A 15,556-nucleotide genomic window follows, 5' to 3' on the forward strand; every position below is an offset into this window, starting at 1 on the left:
CCGTTCGGAATTGTGTGGGAGCGCGCGCGATGAACTGGACGATCGGCAAGAAGGTGACGGCGACCGGGATCGCGGTCCTGGTCCTCTCCGTCGGCACCGCCGGCCTGGGGTTGAAGATGAACGCCGACCTGGGCGACGCCCTGGACCGGGCGACGGTCTCGGCCTCGATCCTGCGCAACCATATGCAGGCCGACATGATGCACGACGCCCTGCGCTCCGACGTCTTCGGGGCGCTGCTGTCGTCGGACCCGGCCAACGGCGTCGATCCCGCCGAGATGAAGGCCGGGTTGAAGGAGCACCGCGAGACGTTCGAGGCCGCCGTCGCCGAAAACACGCAGCTGGCCACCGATCCCGAGCTGAAGGCCGCTCTTCTGGAGGTGGAGGCGCCGCTTCGCACCTATGTCCAGGCTGCGGGCCAGATGGTCGATCTGGCTGAAGCCGATCCCGCCGCCGCCCAGCGGCGCATGGGCGAGTTCCAGGAACAGTTCGGCGTGCTGGAAACCGCCATGGGCGCCGCCGCCGAGAAGATCGAGGCCGAGGCCCAGTCCGACGCCGCCGCCGCCGAGGCGACGGCCGCCGTCAGCCGCATCGTCATGATCGCGGCCGTCATCGCCGCCATGCTGATCAGCGCCGGCCTGATCCTGGCGGGGGTGCGCGGCATGGTGGCGCCGATCCGCCGCCTGACCGACGATCTGCGCGCCCTGGCCCAGGGCCGGACCGAGGTCAAGCTGGGCGAGGCCGCCCGCAAGGACGAGATCGGCGACATCGCCCGCGCCGTGGTCGACATCCAGGCCCTGATCGCCGCCCGCGTCCGGGCCGAGGCCGATCAGGCCGAACAACTGCGGCTGAAGGACGAAGAGGGCCGCCGCGCAGACGAGGCGATGCGCGAGGCGACCGCCCGCGAACAGGCCGCCATCGTCGCCGGCCTGGGCCATGGGCTGGAGGCCCTGGCGCGCGCCGACCTGACCTATCGCATCGTCGATCCCTTCCCGGCCGCCTATGAACGGCTGCGCACCGACTTCAACGGGGCGGTGGACGGGCTGCAACAGGCCATCGCCACCATCGCCGCCAATACGGGCGCCATCAATGCGGGCGCCGCCGAAATCGCCAAGGCCGCCGACGACCTGTCGCGCCGCACCGAACAGCAGGCCGCCAGCCTGGAGGAGACCGCCGCCGCCCTGGATCAGGTGACGGCTACGGTTCGCGCCACCGCCGCGGGCGCAGTCGAGGCCGCCGGCGCCGTCCAGGCCGCCCGCAACGACGCCGACAAGAGCGGTTCGGTGGTGCGCGACGCCGTCGCCGCCATGGGCGAGATCGAACGCTCGTCCAGCCAGATCAGCCAGATCATCGGCGTCATCGACGAGATCGCCTTCCAGACCAATCTCCTGGCCCTGAATGCCGGCGTCGAGGCGGCCCGTGCGGGCGAAAGCGGCCGCGGCTTCGCCGTGGTGGCCTCCGAAGTGCGCGCCCTGGCCGAACGTTCGGCCGACGCCGCCAAGGAGATCAAGGGGCTGATCACCCAGTCGACCGTCCAGGTCGGCTCGGGCGTCAAACTGGTGACCGAGACCGGCGCGGCCCTGGACCGGATCGTGGCCCATGTGGCCCAGATCGAGGGGCTGGTGACCGAGATCTCCGCCTCGGCCGCCGAACAGGCCACCGGCCTGGCCGAGGTCAATACGGCCGTCAATCAGATGGACCAGATGACCCAGCAGAACGCCGCCATGGTCGAACAGTCCACCGCCGCCAGCCACGCCCTGTCCCAGGAAGCCGACGGCCTGCACGCCGCCGTCGCCCGCTTCAAGGTCGGCGCCGCCGCGCCTCGCGTTTCCACCCCGGCGCCCGTCGCGGTCACCCCCCCGCCGTCCCCCTCGGCCGCCGTCACGGCCTTGAAGAGCGTCGGCCGCGGCGGCGCCGCCCCCGCCCCCTCCGCCGCCCCGGACGAGGACGGCTGGGAGGCGTTCTGAGGCGACTCAGCGCCCGCCGCCCGGCGCCGTCAGGGTGCGGCGGAAGAAGGCGATCAGGTCGCGGTTGAAGGTCTGCTGGAAGGCGGCGCGGTCGAAGCCGGGAGTGGGGGCGCAGATGGCCGGCGCCAGTTCGGCCAGGCGCGCCGAACAGGGCGGCAAGAAGTCGAAATGGCCGGCGCCGGGGATCGACCGGTATTCCGGCGGACGGGGCAGGGCGTCGCGCACCGGTTCGGCGTAGAAGGGGCTGGGCAGGACCCGGTCGTTTTCGCCCCGCCACAGCTGGACCGGCTGGGCGACCCCCGACAGGCCCTGGCGGGTGAAGGCGAAGCCCAGGGCGGGGGCGGCGGCGGCCACGGCCTTGATCCGTCGGTCATGCACCCAGGTCTGATCCGTCTTCGGCGCGCCACGGGCGGCGATCAGGCCGCAGTCGTAGAAGGCCGGGTGGGCGCGGCAGTGGTCGCCGATCCGGCCCAGGTCGGGCTCGCCGCCCGCTGCGGTCAGGACGGCGAAGCCGCCTGCGGAAAAGCCGAAGGCGCCGATGCGGTCGGCGTCGATCGCCGTCCGGCCGGTCCAGTCGCTCAGCAGATAGTCGATCAGGACGCGAAGCTGGCGCGGGCGCTGGGCCACGTCGGTCGCCCGGCTCTGGTCGCGCCAGTTGTCGCCCGTATGGGTCAGGGCGGCGACGACGAAGCCCGCCTGGGCCAGGGCGCGGGCCGTCGCCTCATGGCTGCGGAAATCGCCGCCGTTGCCGTGGGAAATGACGATCAGGGGGCGTCGGGCGCCGCCGTCTGCGCCGGGCGTCCAGACCCCCGCCTCGATCACCGGGCCGGCGCCGTCCGGGATCTCCAGACGGGCGAAGGCGACGGCGGCCTCGGACGGGGGTGCGGCGGGCGTCGGGGGCTGAGGGACCGGGGGCGTCGGCTGGACCTGAAGGGTCAGGGCGGCGGTCAGAAGGGCGGCGGTCAGGAGCATGTCGGAGCCTCGTTTGCGGCGGTTGCGGTCCGCCTTCTGGCCGGGGCGGGGGTGGTCCGCATCCGGCTTTGCGCCAATGGGCGAACGGGTTCGCCGCCGGGCGAACGGGCGCAGGCGGTCGGCCGATTCCGCAAAGGCCGTTCCGGGGTTAGAACAGACGGATGAAGATCGGGGATTCGCGAACGGACGTCTGGCGGGCGGCGCGGCTGGGGCTGGGCGTCGCCACGGCCCTGGGCGTGCTGCTGGGCCTGATCGGCCCGTTCGGCTCCTATATGAACGGACCGGCGACGGTGCGGATCGTCTATTGGACCGCCAGCCTGTGGGCGGGCTGGCTTCTGTTCGGCCTGGCCCTGCCCCTGATCGCGCGCTGGGCGTTCAGGCGAGGTCTTTCGCCCTGGCTGTGGGCGCCGCTGGCGGTCGCCGGCCTGGCGGCGCCGATGACCCTGATCAGCCGGGGACTGGCGCGCCTCGTTTGGGGCCGCACCTTCGAGGTCGGGCTGTTGGAATGGTATGGGCAAAGCCTGATCGTCGGGGCCGTGGCGACGGGCGCGATCCTGTGGCTGCTGGCCCGGCGGCCGATCCGAGACCAGGACGTCCGGCGGGAGTCCGGCCCGGCGCCCGCCTCGGCCGATCCCCGCGACCGCCTGCCCGCCCGCCTGGGGCGCGAGGTTCTGTGCCTGCAGATGGAGGACCATTATGTCCGCCTCCACACCCCGCTGGGTTCGGAACTGGTGCTGATGTCCCTGTCCCAGGCCATGGCCGGCCTGGCGGATCTGGACGGGCGTCAGACCCACCGCTCCTGGTGGGTGGCGACGGCCGCCGTGGTCGGGGTGGTGGAGGACGGCCGCAATCTGGTCCTGAAGCTGAAGGGCGGGCTGACGGCCCCGGTCTCACGCGCCCGCGTCGCCCCCTTGCGGGCCGAGGGCTGGCTGGCGGCGCCGGAACTGAGCGCGGGCAAGAGAAATCATCGCCTCTGACCCCTTGCGGATCGGACGCGCCGTCTATCTGTTACGCATCCTGAACGACCCGTCCCCTACCCCGGAGCCCGCCCCATGTCCGACTTCCACTATGATGCGTCCCGTCACGTGAAGAAGGGCCGGGGCAAGGTCTATGACACCATCGTCGACACCATCGGCGACACCCCCCTGGTGCGGCTGCCGCGCCTGTCGGCCAAGCTGGCGCCGGTCGAAGGGGCGACGGTCCTGGCCAAGCTGGAGTTCTTCAACCCGATCGCGTCTGTGAAGGACCGGATCGGCGTGGCCATGGTCGAGGCGCTGGAGGCGGCGGGCAAGATCACGCCCGAGACCGTCCTGATCGAACCGACCAGCGGCAACACCGGCATCGCCCTGGCCTTCGTCGCCGCCGCCAAGGGGCTGAAGCTGATCCTGTGCATGCCCGAGAGCATGTCGATCGAACGGCGCAAGATGCTGGCCCTGCTGGGCGCCCAGCTGGAGCTGACCCCGGCTGAAAAGGGGATGAAGGGCGCCATCGCCCGGGCCGAGGAGCTGCTGGCCTCCACGCCCGGCGCCGTCAGCCCGTCCCAGTTCGAAAACCTGGCCAATCCCGCCATCCACCGCGCCACCACGGCCGAGGAGATCTGGAACGACACCGACGGGGCGGTGGATGTGGTGGTCGCCGGCGTCGGCACCGGCGGCACCATTTCGGGCGTGGGCCAGGCCCTGAAGGCCAAGAAGCCCTCGATCCGCATGATCGCGGTCGAGCCCGAGGCCTCGCCCGTCCTGTCCGGCGGCGCGCCGGGCCCGCACAAGATCCAGGGCATCGGCGCCGGCTTCGTCCCGGCCATCTATGATCCGTCGGTGGTGGACGGGGTGGAGCAGGTGTCGAACGACGAGGCCTTCGACATGGCCCGCAAGGCGGCCCGGCTGGAGGGAATTCCGGTCGGCATCAGCTCGGGCGCGGCCCTGGTCGCCGCCTTCCGTCTGGCGGCCCGGCCCGAGAGCGCGGGCCAGACCATCGTGGTGGTCATCCCCTCCTTCGCCGAACGCTATCTGTCGACCGCCCTGTTCGAAGGCCTGTGAGGATCGGCGATACTTCGGCTTAACCCGCCAGGTTTTAGGGTGGCGCCATGAGCCAGCCGCCAACCTTGATCGAGGAAGAGGAGGCCGGGCCGCCGCCGTTGAGGGCGCGCCGGGCCCTGCTGAAACGGCTGGCCGACGTGGTCTCCCTGCCCGCCAGCCGGATCAACGCCTTCGAACGGTCGGTGGTCGGGGACCTGCTGGTCGACATGCTGCGCCTCGCCTCGCCGGAGGAGCGTCGCCGGGTGGCGGGGCGGCTGGCCGCCCTGGCCGAACTGCCCGACGCCCTGGCCCGGCTGCTGCTGCGCGACGAGATCGAGATCGCCCAGGTGCTGATCGAACAGTGCGCCGCCCTCAGCGACGCCGACCTCGTCGCCTGCGCCCGCGACGCGGGTTCCGAGCACCGGCGCGTCATGGCCGCGCGGCGCGGCCTGTCGGAGATCGTCTGCGAGACCCTGGTCGGTTTCGGCGAGCCGGAGGTGATCGAGACCTTGCTGCGCAACTCGACCGCCCGCCTGTCCCAGGCCGGGATCGAGACGGTGGTGGCCCTCAGCCGGACCCACCCGGGCCTGTGCGGCGGCCTGCTGAAACGGCCGGAGCTGCGGCCGTCGGGGGCCTATGTGATGTTCTGGTGGTGCGGCGCCGATGATCGGCGCACCATCCTCCAGCGCTTCGGCGTCTCGCGCGACGTCATGCAGGAGGTCGCTGAGGACGTCTTTCCCATGGCGGCGAGCGAGGGCTGGGCCGATCCGGTCGCGCGCAAGGCCCTGCAGTTCATCGAACGGCGCCAGCGCAACCGCGCCGCTATCGAAAAGAGCCCCTTCGACAGTCTGGAACAGGCGGTCGCCACGGCCGCCCGCGACGGCCTGTCGCGCGAGATCGCCAGTGAAATCGCCTATCTGTCCGGGATCAAACCCCTGACGGGGGCCAAGATCCTGGGCGACACGGGGGGGGAACCCCTGGCCATATTGTGTAAGGCGACCGGTCTGTCCAAGACCGACGTCCACAACTTGTGGAGATCCATGCGTCGCCCCGAGGTTCAGCCTGACGGCTCGGTTCATCCCGACTGGGAGAGGGTTCAGATCACCTATGACCTGCTGGCGGTTGATCGGGCCCAGACGGTATTGCGTTACTGGAACTGGTCGCTGTCATCGGCCCTTACGCCGGCTCTGTTGCAGGCTATTCGCGCCGGGGATGATGAACAGGTGGATGAATATTCAGCCCCGGAACGAGCGGCGATGCTGGCCTTGGCCGAAGACTTCGGCCGCTGATCCCTGTCAGCTTTCCGCGAAGCTTTTCCGCCGAAAATCGGCGTTTCCTTCTGCGATTGCTTTTGCCGACCAATAACTCTATGAGACTGGTGTGAAAACGCGGCTGGCGTTTCAGTCGAGTTGAATAGAATCAGAAAGCGACGCAAGGCATGGAAGAAAAGCCCGAACTGCTCGAGATGACCGCCGACATCGTATCGGCCTATGTCGGCAACAACACCGTCACGGCTGAGGCCCTTCCGGCGTTGATCGCTAATATTCACGCCGCCTTGTCGGGTGTTTCGAGCGGTCCGGTCGAGGCCGAGCCGGAACCCAAGGAACCGGCGGTGCCGATTCGCAAGTCGATCAACCCCGATTTCCTGATCTGCCTGGAAGACGGCCGCAAGTTCAAGTCGCTGAAGCGCCATCTGCGCACCAAATACGACATGAGCCCGGAAGAATACCGCGCCAAGTGGAACCTGCCGAAGGATTATCCCATGGTCGCGCCGAACTACGCCAAGGCGCGTTCCGAACTGGCCAAGCAGATGGGCCTGGGCCAGGGCGGCCGTAAGCCGGCCCGCGCGCCGCGCGCCAAGAAGTAAGCCCGGACTGATTGGTATAGAACGCCCGCCTCCTTCCAGAGGCGGGCGTTTTTGTTTGGACGAGGCGCATCTCTCCCTCCCGGCAGGGAAAGGGAGAGCGACCTGTCGGAATCAGGCCGCCTGGGCGACGCGGCGCATGCGCCAGAAGCGCAGGGTGCGCCCGGCGGCCTCCGTGGTCAGTTCGCCGTACATCCGGCCATAGGCGGCGGCCTTGCCCATCGGGTTGGAATCCGCGCCCAGCAGCGACACCGCATAGGTCAGGAAGATGGCCCGGTCGATGTCGGCCGCCTTGCAGACCACGGCCAGGGCGTCCAGGTCGCGGCGATCGACGATGCCGCGCGCGGTGTGGAAGTCGATGTCGGCCAGGCGCGACAGGGCGACCAGGAAAGGGGTCCGGCCCTTGGACCGCAGGAAACGGATCAGCACCTGGGGCGTCAGCTGGCCGGCTGCATGCAGTTCTTCGACATAGGCCTGGCTCTCGGCGTAGTCGGGGGGCAGGGCGCCGTCGCTGGTGGCGACGCGGGTGCGCCCGGCCGCCAGGGCCGCCTCCAGCAGGGCCGGGTCCAGGCTGGCGTTCTGCTCCAGGATCTGGTGGCGCAGCCGGGCCTCCACGACGAAATACATTTCGTTCAGCAGGTCGATCGGCAGGCCCTTGCGCTCGACTGCGGGGGCGTGAAGCGCCGGATTGACCTTGGCCCGCTCGACCGCCGTCTCGGAGGCGGCGCGCGACAGCCGGGCGCCGTCGTTGCGCAACAGGGCGCCCAGGGTGTGGTCGTCGCCGCGCGCCACGATGATTTCGGACACCGCCTCGGGCACCTCGACCCGGCCGGATACGGCCCGCAGATGGTCCTGGCCGTGTTTGGAGACCACGCCGATCAGATCGGCGTCGGTCAGGACGGTGGAGCCGCGCAGCACCGGCTCGGCCACCTCGATCGCATCATGGGCCAGCCGTTTGATCAGGCTGTGGGGCGCATCGGGCGCGACGGCGAACCGCGCGGCCAGCTCGGCCCGAACCGCGACCTCCATGTCTTCGCACAGGGTTTCCAGCACGGCGCCGTAGAGGTCGGTCTCGGCCGCGCTGTGCTCGACGTCGCCGAAGAACTGGTCGGTCAGTTCGCGCAGCAGCAGGCGGCGCTTCTCGCTGGACGCCTCTTCCGCAAGGGCGATCAGCTGGGGCAGGCGCGAGGCCTTGATCGCCTCGGCGTCTTCGGGGGGCAGGGCTTCGCTCATGAGCGTTCGTCCACGGCGTCGGACCCGCCCGCCGACGGCGGGGCGGCTCGCACCGAGCCGTCGCGATTGCGGATCAAGGCCGGCGGGCCGTCGGGCTGAGCCAGGTCCGCCGAGGACGGCGTCTGGCTCATCTCGACCGGCAGGGCGTCCAGATAGACCGGTTGCGCCTGGGGGATGGGGTCGGGACGATGACCCGCCTGGCGATGGACGGAATAGAAGCGGGCCCCCTGGGGAGCGGCCGAGGGGACAGAGGCGAGCGGCGACGCCTCGGCCTGAACGGCGGCCGTCTGAACCGGCGGCGTCGCGGCCGGGGCGGCGGCGGCCATGCTCGCCTGCGTCAGGCGGAAGATCGGGGCGTCGCGGCGAGGCGCCATGGGATCGCCCGGGGCGTCGGCCTGGGGCGTTGGTTGGGGCGCCGGTTGGGGCGCGTTCTGGGGGGCCGGCGCGGTCCGGTCCGCAGCGGCCTGGACGACTGGGGCCTGGACGACTGGGGCCCGGACGATTGGGGCTTGAACAGGTTCCGGCTGCGCAGAAGCGACCTGAACGGGAGCGGGCTGGGGCGTCGTCGCCTCATAGGGGCGGGGCTGCGACACCGGCTGGGACGCGACGGCGGGCGAGAGCCAGTCGCTGGCAGGCGTCAGGCCCCGCCGGGCAGCGACGACCGTGGAGGCTGGGGCGTCCAGCCGGGCCAGGGGAAGCGCGGCAAGAGTCGCGCGCGGAGCGGTCGTCTGAGCGGACGAGGCGCGGGCGTCGGGGCCGCGGGCGACCGGCGGCTTGCCGGGCCAGGACAGATAGCGCAGCCCCTCGGAGGTCGTGGCGACCTGGGCCGCAGCCGCGCCCGCGCCCATAAGGGCCGCGAACAGGACGCTGGACAGGAGCAGGACAGGGCGCAAGAGACGGCCTCGGGCGAATGACATCGGGCAAGCCTAGGCGGCCATCGCTTAATCCGCCGCTAACGGCGGACCCGGATTCGCGCCGTCACGATTCGCTCGACCAATCCCACGGCCGCGTTCAGCGCCAGGCCCAGCAGGGTCAGGCACAGAACCCCGGCCAGCATTTCGGCGGTTCTCAGCCGGTTTCCCGCCTCCAGCAGCCGCCAAGCCAAGCCTTGCGTCGCGCCCGAGCCCGAGACGAACTCGGCCACCACGGCGCCGATGACAGCGAGGCCCGCCGCGACCCGCAAACCTTCCAGCGCAAAGGGCAGGGCCGAGGGCAGGCGCAGCCGCCACAGCCGCTGCAGGGGCGTGGCGCCATAGAGGTCGAACAGCCGCTCCAGATCCGGATCGGCCGACTTCAGCCCCGTCAGGACGCCCGAGAACAGGGGAAAGAAGGCGACCAGGGCGGCCAGGGCGACCACCGCCCGGTCGGCGTGGTCCAGCCCGGCCCAGATCAGGACCAGGGGGGCGACCGCCACCACCGGCGTGACCTGAAGCGCCACCGCCAGGGGCCGCACCGCCCGCTCGGCCGAGGCGTGAAGCGACACCGCCAGGGCCAGGCCGCCCCCGACCAGGCCCGCGACGATCAGGGCCTGGACCGCCATGACGAAGGTGATCCAGGCGGAGGCGGCCAGACGCGGCCCCGCCTCGATCAGGGCGGCGGCCACGGCGCTGGGCGGCGGCAGGAAATAGGGCGGCAGGTCCAGAAGACGGCAGGCCCCCTCCCAGGCCGCCAGCAGGACGACGCCCAGCAGCAGGGGCGGGATCAGCTCGGCCGACCGCCTCACGCCGCAGTCTCCGCCGTCTGAGACGTCATCGCCGCCTCCAGGGCCTCGGCCGTCGTCTCCACGGCCTGACGATAGGCGGGATCGGCGCGCCAGCGGGCCGGGCGCGGCGGGGCGCCCGGCGTGGGCAGATCGGCGACGGGCCGGCCGGTCGCCGCCTCCAGCACCACGATCCGCTGCGCCAGATAGACGGCCTCCTCGACGTCATGGGTGACGAAGACGACGGCGGGGCGGGGGTCGGCCGCAGCCCACAGGGCGTGCAGATCCTCGATCAGACGGCGGCGGGTGACGCTGTCCAGGGCGGCGAAGGGCTCGTCCAGCAGCAGAAGCTCGGGCCCCGTCACCAGGGCGCGGGCCAGGGCGACGCGCATGGCCATGCCGCCCGACAGTTCCGACGGCCGGGCGTCCAGCCGGTCGCCCAGACCGACGGCGCCCAGGGCGGCGGCCGCCCGTCCGCGCGCCTCAGCGCGGGGTCGTCCCGCCAGCTCCAGCGGCAGGGCGACATTGGCCTGGGCGTCGGCCCAGGGCGTCAGGGTCGGACTCTGGAAGACGAAGCCGGTGCGGCCCGGTCCGACGGCGCGCGTGACGGTTCCGGCGCTGGGCGACTGGAGCCCGGCCAGCAGGCGCAAGGTCGTGGACTTGCCCGCGCCCGAGGCGCCGACCAGGGCGACGATCTCGCCCCGCGCCACGGTCAGGTCCAGCGGCCCCAGCGGCGCGCGCCCGGCCAGATCGACCGTCGCCCCGTGCAGGGCGGCGATGGGCTCAGCCACGGCCCGGCAGATAGTTGTCGGTGAAGGCCTCGCGCCAGTTCAGGCCGGGATCGAAGACGCCCGCCTGGCTGGTCACGTCGAAGAAGGCCTGCCAGCGCTCCGCCGTCATGGCGCCGAGGCCGTAGAGGGCCGCGTCGCCGCCGTCGACGATGGCGTTGTCGCGCAGCTTCTGCCGGGCCTGGTCCAGAATGGCCTGGGTCATCTCCGGATTGTCCCGGCGGATCAGGGCGTCGCCCGGCGCCGGGTCGCCCCGCAGATAGTCGCGCCACCCTTCCGCCGAGGCGGCGATGAAGCTGCGCAGGGCCGTGGCGTTGTCTCGCGCAAAGGCGTTGGGGGCCAGGACCATGGCGGCGTAGGAGGGATAGCCCTCGTCGGCCAGCAGGAAGACCTTGGGCTCGAAACCCGCCTCCTGTTCGATGGTGTAGGGTTCGCTGGTCAGATAGCCCTGCTGCACCGCCCGCTCGTCGGCCAGGAAAGGCGCCAGGTTGAAGGTGTATTTGCGGACCTGATCGTCGGTGAAGCCGTATTTGGCCTTCAGCCAGACCCAGAAGGCGTTGATCGAGGCGTCGGCCAGGAGGAAGGGCCGGCCCTTCAGATCGGCAATGGTCTCAAGCGCCGGATCGGGGTGGGCGATCAGGACCTGGGGGTCCTTCTGGAAGAAGGCGGCGACGGCCTTAACGGGCGCGCCGGCCGCGACCAGATTCATCGGGATGAAGCTGTTGGACCCCATGCCCAGTTCGACGGCGCCGGAGGCCAGCAGCTGGGGCACGTTCACGCCCGGTCCGCCCTGGACGATCTGGACGTTCAGCCCGCGCTTCTCATAGGCGCCGGTCGCCAGGGCCTGATAGAAGCCGCCCTGTTCGGCCTGGGCGCGCCAGTCGGTGGCGAAGCGCAGCCGCACCCGGCCCTGTTCGTCCACCGGCGCCTCGGACCGGCCGCAGCCCCTCAGTCCCAGGGCCGCCCCCGCGACCACGGCCGCCCCGCCCGCGAGCAGGGCGCGGCGACGGCTCAGCAGGCGATTCCCACGCTGGATCATGGCCCTGCTTTACGAGGGGAAGGCGGCCTTGGGAAGGCGGGGGAGCGATGAAGCCGTATCCGACGGCGGCGACCGCGCAGCGTCCCAATTGAGCGAGGGGACGAAGCGTGCGGGGGAGCCCGTGTGCTTCGTCCCCTCGCCAAGTCCGGGTTGGACTTGGCCGGGTGGGTTCGGACCTCGGCCTGGGCGTCGTCGGGGCGGGAGCCCGCGAAGACGGTCGGCTGTATCCTGTCGCGCTCCTGGTCTCAGGCGTCCCGCGGATTGCGTCCGCGTCGTCCGTCGCTCCCGATCCGGTTCTCCCTGCGTCCGCCGGTCCTGAAGACCGTCGAAGGCCGGAAGCCTGGATCCCGCCTGACGTCCGTTACGATCCTGAAGATCGCCCGTTACGCCGGGTCGGAGAGCCGGGCCGGTCCGCTTGAAGCCGGGGTCTCCCCCGTTTTCCGCGCCGCCGTGTCCCTCGGCCTGTTGACGTTCTCGCGAAAGCCGGTATGAGGCAAGCGCCCGAACTCGCCCCCATGTGCATGACCGGCCCGGCGGCGGTGGACAAGCCTGTGAACATCGGTGGACGGATCAAATTCGCTTTTGCGGATCAGGGCTTTGCGCTGTCCACAGAAACGGCGGCCGGTCGATCAGTGATCGGCGGGACGCGGATAGGTCAGGCGGCACAGGGCGCCGGGCGCGCCGTCGACCAGACTGAACCGACCGCGCAGCTGTTCGGCCAGGCCCAGAACGATCCGCAGGCCCAGGCTGCGGCTCTGGCCGGGGTCGAAGGCGGGCGGCGGGCCGGCGCCGTCGTCGCGCACCTCCAGCCGGCGTTCGCCGTCCACCTCGTAGAGACGGATGTCAATCCGGCCGGGGCGGCCGGGGAAGGCGTGCTCCAGGGCGTTGTTGACGCATTCCAGCAGGATCAGGGCGACCGGCGTCGCCTCTTCCGCCGTCAGGGCGTGGCAGGCGCGCTCGACCTCGATCGTCACATCCATGCGGCCCGTGGCCTCCAGGGCGTCGGCGACGAGGCGGCGGGCCAGGTCGTCGAAGGGGGCGGCGGCGCCGTCGGCGTCCAGCAGGCTGCGCTGCACCTTGGCGATCAGGGCCGTGCGGGCCGCAGCCTCCGACAGGACGCGCCGGGCCGTCTCGTCCCGGGTCATGCCCGCCTCCAGCCGCAGCAGGCTGGAGACCACCTGGATGTTGTTGGACACCCGGTGCTGGACCTCCTTCAGCAACAGGTCGCGGCTCTCGGCCAGGGCGGCGTTGCGCGCCACCTCGCGCTTCAGACTGTCGGTCGCCGCATTCATGCCGACGATGAAGAAGATGTCGACCGCCACCACGAAGACGTAGAAGGCCAGGGCCAGGCCGGTCGCTGCGCTCCAGTCGAACCCCGGCGCCCCGATCCAGAACCACCAGGCGCTGAGGCCCGACAGGACGGCGGTCAGAACCGCCGGCCCCAGTCCGCAGAAATAGGCGATCACCACCACGGCCGGGAAGAAGGTCAGATAGGGGAAGCCCGGCGGGAACCAGTCGGCCAGGGCCATGCGCACACCCAGCGCGGTCAGCCAGGCGCAGACCGCCAGGCCGTAGCCATAGAGGGGACGGCGAAACAGGACCGGGTTCAAAGCCTCACTTCTCCCCGATTCCCGCGTCCGGATCGCGCGGTGGTGACGCTTCGTGAGGTAAGGGAAATCCCTCAGTCCCACAATCGGGAATTTTCCTTATGACTTCAGGCGCCTGTTGAGCCAGTGACGGACGGCCGCCCGCGCCCCGCGCGCGGCTGGGCCGCCGAAATGCAGGAAGCCGTGCGGCGCCTCGGGGACGCGGATCAGATCGGCCTCGGCCGCCTCGCCCCAGCGCGTCGCCATCAGCAGACTGTCTTCGAACAGGGGGTCGTATTCGCCCGCCAGGAACAGGGCCGGCGGCAGGCCGGTCAGGTCGGCGTAGAGGGGCGAGACGTCGGGCCGACGCAAGGCTTCCTCGTCCCGATCGGGCGCCAGCCGCGCCAGATCCGCCTGCATGGTCGGTCCGTTGAACAGCAGGGTCTCGGGCCCGGCCGAGCGGACGCCCTCGGTTCCCGACAGGTCGAAGACCCCATAGGTGAAGACGCAGCCTTTGACCTTGTCGATCAGGCCCTGGTCGCGCAGGGCGACGGCGGTCAGGGCCGCCAGATGGCCGCCGGCGGATTCCCCGGTCAGAAAGACGGTCGCGGCGCCCAGATCGTCGACATGGGTCACGGTCCAGTGGGCGGCGGCCAGGCAGTCGGCGATGGCGGCGTCGATATAGACGCCGCGCCGTTCGGACAGCAGGCGGTAATCGACCGAGACGACACAGAAGCCGTGGCGCGCCAGATGGGCGTTCAGCCGGTCGTTCAGCCCGGCGCTGCCCAGAACCCAGCCGCCGCCGTGAATGTCCAGCACCACGGCGCGGGGCGGACCTTCGGGCCGCAGGATGCGCAAGGGAACGGGCGTCTCGCCGTCGGTCTGGCGGATTTCGACGGTGACGCCGCGCTTGCGCAGGCGGGGAACGGTGACGGCCCCGGCGGCCGCGTCCAACCACAGGGACAGGCGCTGGCCCGCCTCGATCCGCCAGGGGTCGGTCCGCAGACGCGGGGCGCGGGCCAGGACGGCGTTGATCCGCCGCACCGCCGCCTGCTGGGCCGGGGGAAAGTCGACGACATGGGTGGAAAGGGTCATGAGGCTGGAGTGGGTAAGGGCGGCTTTGGTTTCAAGGGCGGAGGTTCGGAAGGTCTCGTCAGCTGAAAGAAACCCGGCTAACGTCCGCCCATGAAGAAGCTCACCCCCTTCGGCGTCCTGCTGATCTTCGGCCTGATCGGCCTGCTCACCGACAAGTTCGGCCTGTGGTTCGCCTTCGGCCTGGTCGCCTTCATCGTGGTCGGGGTGATGCAGAACCGGGGCCAGGGCAAGACGCCGCCCCAGGATCAGGACGGCGGACCTGCGCAGGGCTAGACGACCGTTCCGTCCGCCGGACGAGGACTGGGCTTGCGCTGAAAGACGACCTGAAGCGCCACATTCTTGATCTGCGACCGTTCGATCAGCAGCAGGGGAATGGGCGCCGCGCGGGCCATCACCCTGTGACTGAGGCTGGTCTTTGTGGGCTCCAGCCGGAAGGCTTGGCAGTTCTTCAGGGTCAGGGCGACGATCTGCTTGTCGGTGTCGAGAGACAGGCTGGCGACCTCGCCCTCATAGCCGACCCAGCCGTTCTCGGTCTCCATGTCGGTCACCACATAGGCGGCCAGATGCTTGTCGTAGGCGGCTTCGGGACTGAGCTGAACCAGGGTCGAAGCCCAGCCGCCGTACAGAAATCGGAACAGGGGGACCGCAGGCTGGGGCGGCTCAAGCCGAGCCCGAGCGATGCTGGTCCGCTCCGCGCCGCCGATCGCCCATCGCATGACCAGATAGGCGCCGATCGAAAGGACCAGGAGGACGAACAGCAGCGACCAGACCTCAAGGCCGAGGAAGGGGTCGGTCTTGGGCGGCGCGGCCAGGAAATAGGCGTAAGGATTGGGGTTCCACGGCGGACGCAAGGCCGGAAGGGAGTAGGCGACGCCGTCCCCCAGGACGAAGACGAAGGCCGCCGCCGCATGGGCCGTCAGGGCGCCGAAGATGACGATGGACAGGGCGGTGAAGGAGTTGGGGGCAGGTGGGGCAGGCGCCACCACCTTGCCGCCGCCCGAGGTGTAGAGGGCGGCGAACACCGCCAGACCTGGAGCCAGGATGAACAGCGCCCAGGCGACCCCGAGCGTGACGGTCAAACGGCGCGCGCCGGGGTCTTGGCCTGCGTCTTGGCCTGAGCCTGGGCGGGCGCCTCGGCCTGAGCGGTGGTCGCGACAGAGGGCGGCGCGGGCAGGATGACGACGCCGTCGTCGCGACGCTCGCCCTTGGCGATGGCGGCCGACCAGCTGCCGTACTGTTCGACGATCCTGCGACCGGCGCGCAGGGTCTCTTCAGAAGCGATCTGCATCGTCGACATG

At 70.8% G+C, this 15,556-nt stretch carries 16 protein-coding genes; 6 read left to right on the forward strand and 10 right to left on the reverse strand.

The features are described from left to right. Nucleotides 1–29: 29 nt before the first annotated feature. Nucleotides 30–1,964, forward strand: coding sequence for a methyl-accepting chemotaxis protein (locus ACZ5M6_RS05850; protein WP_464159889.1), 1,935 nt, complete (start codon nucleotides 30–32; stop codon nucleotides 1,962–1,964). Nucleotides 1,965–1,970: 6 nt separating this feature from the next. Here ACZ5M6_RS05850 and ACZ5M6_RS05855 read toward each other — a convergent pair whose 3' ends face one another. Further along, complete coding sequence (locus ACZ5M6_RS05855; RefSeq protein WP_464159890.1) at nucleotides 1,971–2,936, reverse strand: alpha/beta hydrolase family protein; 966 nt, start codon at nucleotides 2,934–2,936, stop codon at nucleotides 1,971–1,973. Between the two features lie 161 nt (nucleotides 2,937–3,097). Between ACZ5M6_RS05855 and ACZ5M6_RS05860 the strand changes: the two genes are divergently transcribed. From ACZ5M6_RS05860 to ACZ5M6_RS05875, 4 genes are all read left to right on the forward strand, one after another. After that, the gene (locus ACZ5M6_RS05860; RefSeq protein WP_464159891.1) at nucleotides 3,098–3,913 is read left to right on the forward strand and encodes a LytTR family DNA-binding domain-containing protein; all 816 of its coding nucleotides are present in this window, start codon (nucleotides 3,098–3,100) and stop codon (nucleotides 3,911–3,913) included. A gap of 75 nt (nucleotides 3,914–3,988) precedes the next feature. Beyond that, nucleotides 3,989–4,975: a cysteine synthase A gene (cysK, locus tag ACZ5M6_RS05865; RefSeq protein WP_464159892.1), complete on the forward strand. Its 987-nt coding sequence runs from the start codon at nucleotides 3,989–3,991 to the stop codon at nucleotides 4,973–4,975. 47 nt (nucleotides 4,976–5,022) lie between these two features. Next, nucleotides 5,023–6,243, forward strand: a complete 1,221-nt coding sequence (locus ACZ5M6_RS05870) for a DUF2336 domain-containing protein (protein ID WP_464159893.1) — start codon at nucleotides 5,023–5,025, stop codon at nucleotides 6,241–6,243. A 149-nt stretch (nucleotides 6,244–6,392) separates the two neighbouring features. Beyond that, nucleotides 6,393–6,821: a Ros/MucR family transcriptional regulator gene (locus ACZ5M6_RS05875; protein WP_054764874.1), complete on the forward strand. Its 429-nt coding sequence runs from the start codon at nucleotides 6,393–6,395 to the stop codon at nucleotides 6,819–6,821. A 111-nt stretch (nucleotides 6,822–6,932) separates the two neighbouring features. Here the strand turns inward: ACZ5M6_RS05875 and ACZ5M6_RS05880 are convergent, their stop codons facing one another. The 7 genes from ACZ5M6_RS05880 to ACZ5M6_RS05910 form a co-directional block, all read right to left on the reverse strand. Beyond that, nucleotides 6,933–8,051, reverse strand: coding sequence for a DUF2336 domain-containing protein (locus tag ACZ5M6_RS05880; RefSeq protein WP_152949617.1), 1,119 nt, complete (start codon nucleotides 8,049–8,051; stop codon nucleotides 6,933–6,935). Then, entirely contained in the window at nucleotides 8,048–8,968 is a 921-nt protein-coding gene (locus ACZ5M6_RS05885) for a hypothetical protein (RefSeq protein ID WP_464159894.1), read from the reverse strand. The genes ACZ5M6_RS05880 and ACZ5M6_RS05885 overlap by 4 nt, the downstream gene beginning before the upstream one ends. Nucleotides 8,969–9,003: 35 nt before the next feature. After that, complete coding sequence (locus ACZ5M6_RS05890) at nucleotides 9,004–9,774, reverse strand: ABC transporter permease (RefSeq protein WP_464159895.1); 771 nt, start codon at nucleotides 9,772–9,774, stop codon at nucleotides 9,004–9,006. After that, nucleotides 9,771–10,541 (reverse strand): ABC transporter ATP-binding protein, encoded by a 771-nt coding sequence (locus tag ACZ5M6_RS05895; protein ID WP_201464103.1) that lies wholly within the window; start codon nucleotides 10,539–10,541, stop codon nucleotides 9,771–9,773. Before ACZ5M6_RS05895 ends, ACZ5M6_RS05890 begins: the two co-directional genes overlap by 4 nt. Then, the gene (locus tag ACZ5M6_RS05900; RefSeq protein ID WP_464159896.1) at nucleotides 10,534–11,577 is read right to left on the reverse strand and encodes an ABC transporter substrate-binding protein; all 1,044 of its coding nucleotides are present in this window, start codon (nucleotides 11,575–11,577) and stop codon (nucleotides 10,534–10,536) included. Before ACZ5M6_RS05900 ends, ACZ5M6_RS05895 begins: the two co-directional genes overlap by 8 nt. A 629-nt stretch (nucleotides 11,578–12,206) precedes the next feature. After that, nucleotides 12,207–13,187 carry a sensor histidine kinase gene (locus ACZ5M6_RS05905; protein ID WP_464159897.1) on the reverse strand — a complete coding sequence of 327 codons (981 nt, stop codon included), beginning with the start codon at nucleotides 13,185–13,187 and terminating at the stop codon, nucleotides 12,207–12,209. A gap of 96 nt (nucleotides 13,188–13,283) precedes the next feature. Further along, entirely contained in the window at nucleotides 13,284–14,258 is a 975-nt protein-coding gene (locus ACZ5M6_RS05910; protein WP_054766846.1) for an alpha/beta hydrolase, read from the reverse strand. A 90-nt stretch (nucleotides 14,259–14,348) separates the two neighbouring features. On the opposite strand from ACZ5M6_RS05910, the gene ACZ5M6_RS05915 reads away from it, so the two are divergent. Beyond that, nucleotides 14,349–14,531: a hypothetical protein gene (locus ACZ5M6_RS05915; protein ID WP_054764881.1), complete on the forward strand. Its 183-nt coding sequence runs from the start codon at nucleotides 14,349–14,351 to the stop codon at nucleotides 14,529–14,531. Here ACZ5M6_RS05915 and ACZ5M6_RS05920 read toward each other — a convergent pair. Continuing rightward, a complete protein-coding gene (locus tag ACZ5M6_RS05920) occupies nucleotides 14,528–15,337 on the reverse strand; it encodes a hypothetical protein (RefSeq protein WP_054764882.1) in 810 nt (269 codons plus the stop codon). The two genes, ACZ5M6_RS05915 and ACZ5M6_RS05920, sit on opposite strands and share 4 nt — an antisense overlap. After that, nucleotides 15,334–15,555 carry a hypothetical protein gene (locus tag ACZ5M6_RS05925; protein ID WP_464159898.1) on the reverse strand — a complete coding sequence of 74 codons (222 nt, stop codon included), beginning with the start codon at nucleotides 15,553–15,555 and terminating at the stop codon, nucleotides 15,334–15,336. Before ACZ5M6_RS05925 ends, ACZ5M6_RS05920 begins: the two co-directional genes overlap by 4 nt. Nucleotide 15,556: the final 1 nt, after the last annotated feature.

It is taken from the genome of Brevundimonas sp. Br13, from assembly GCF_055391505.1.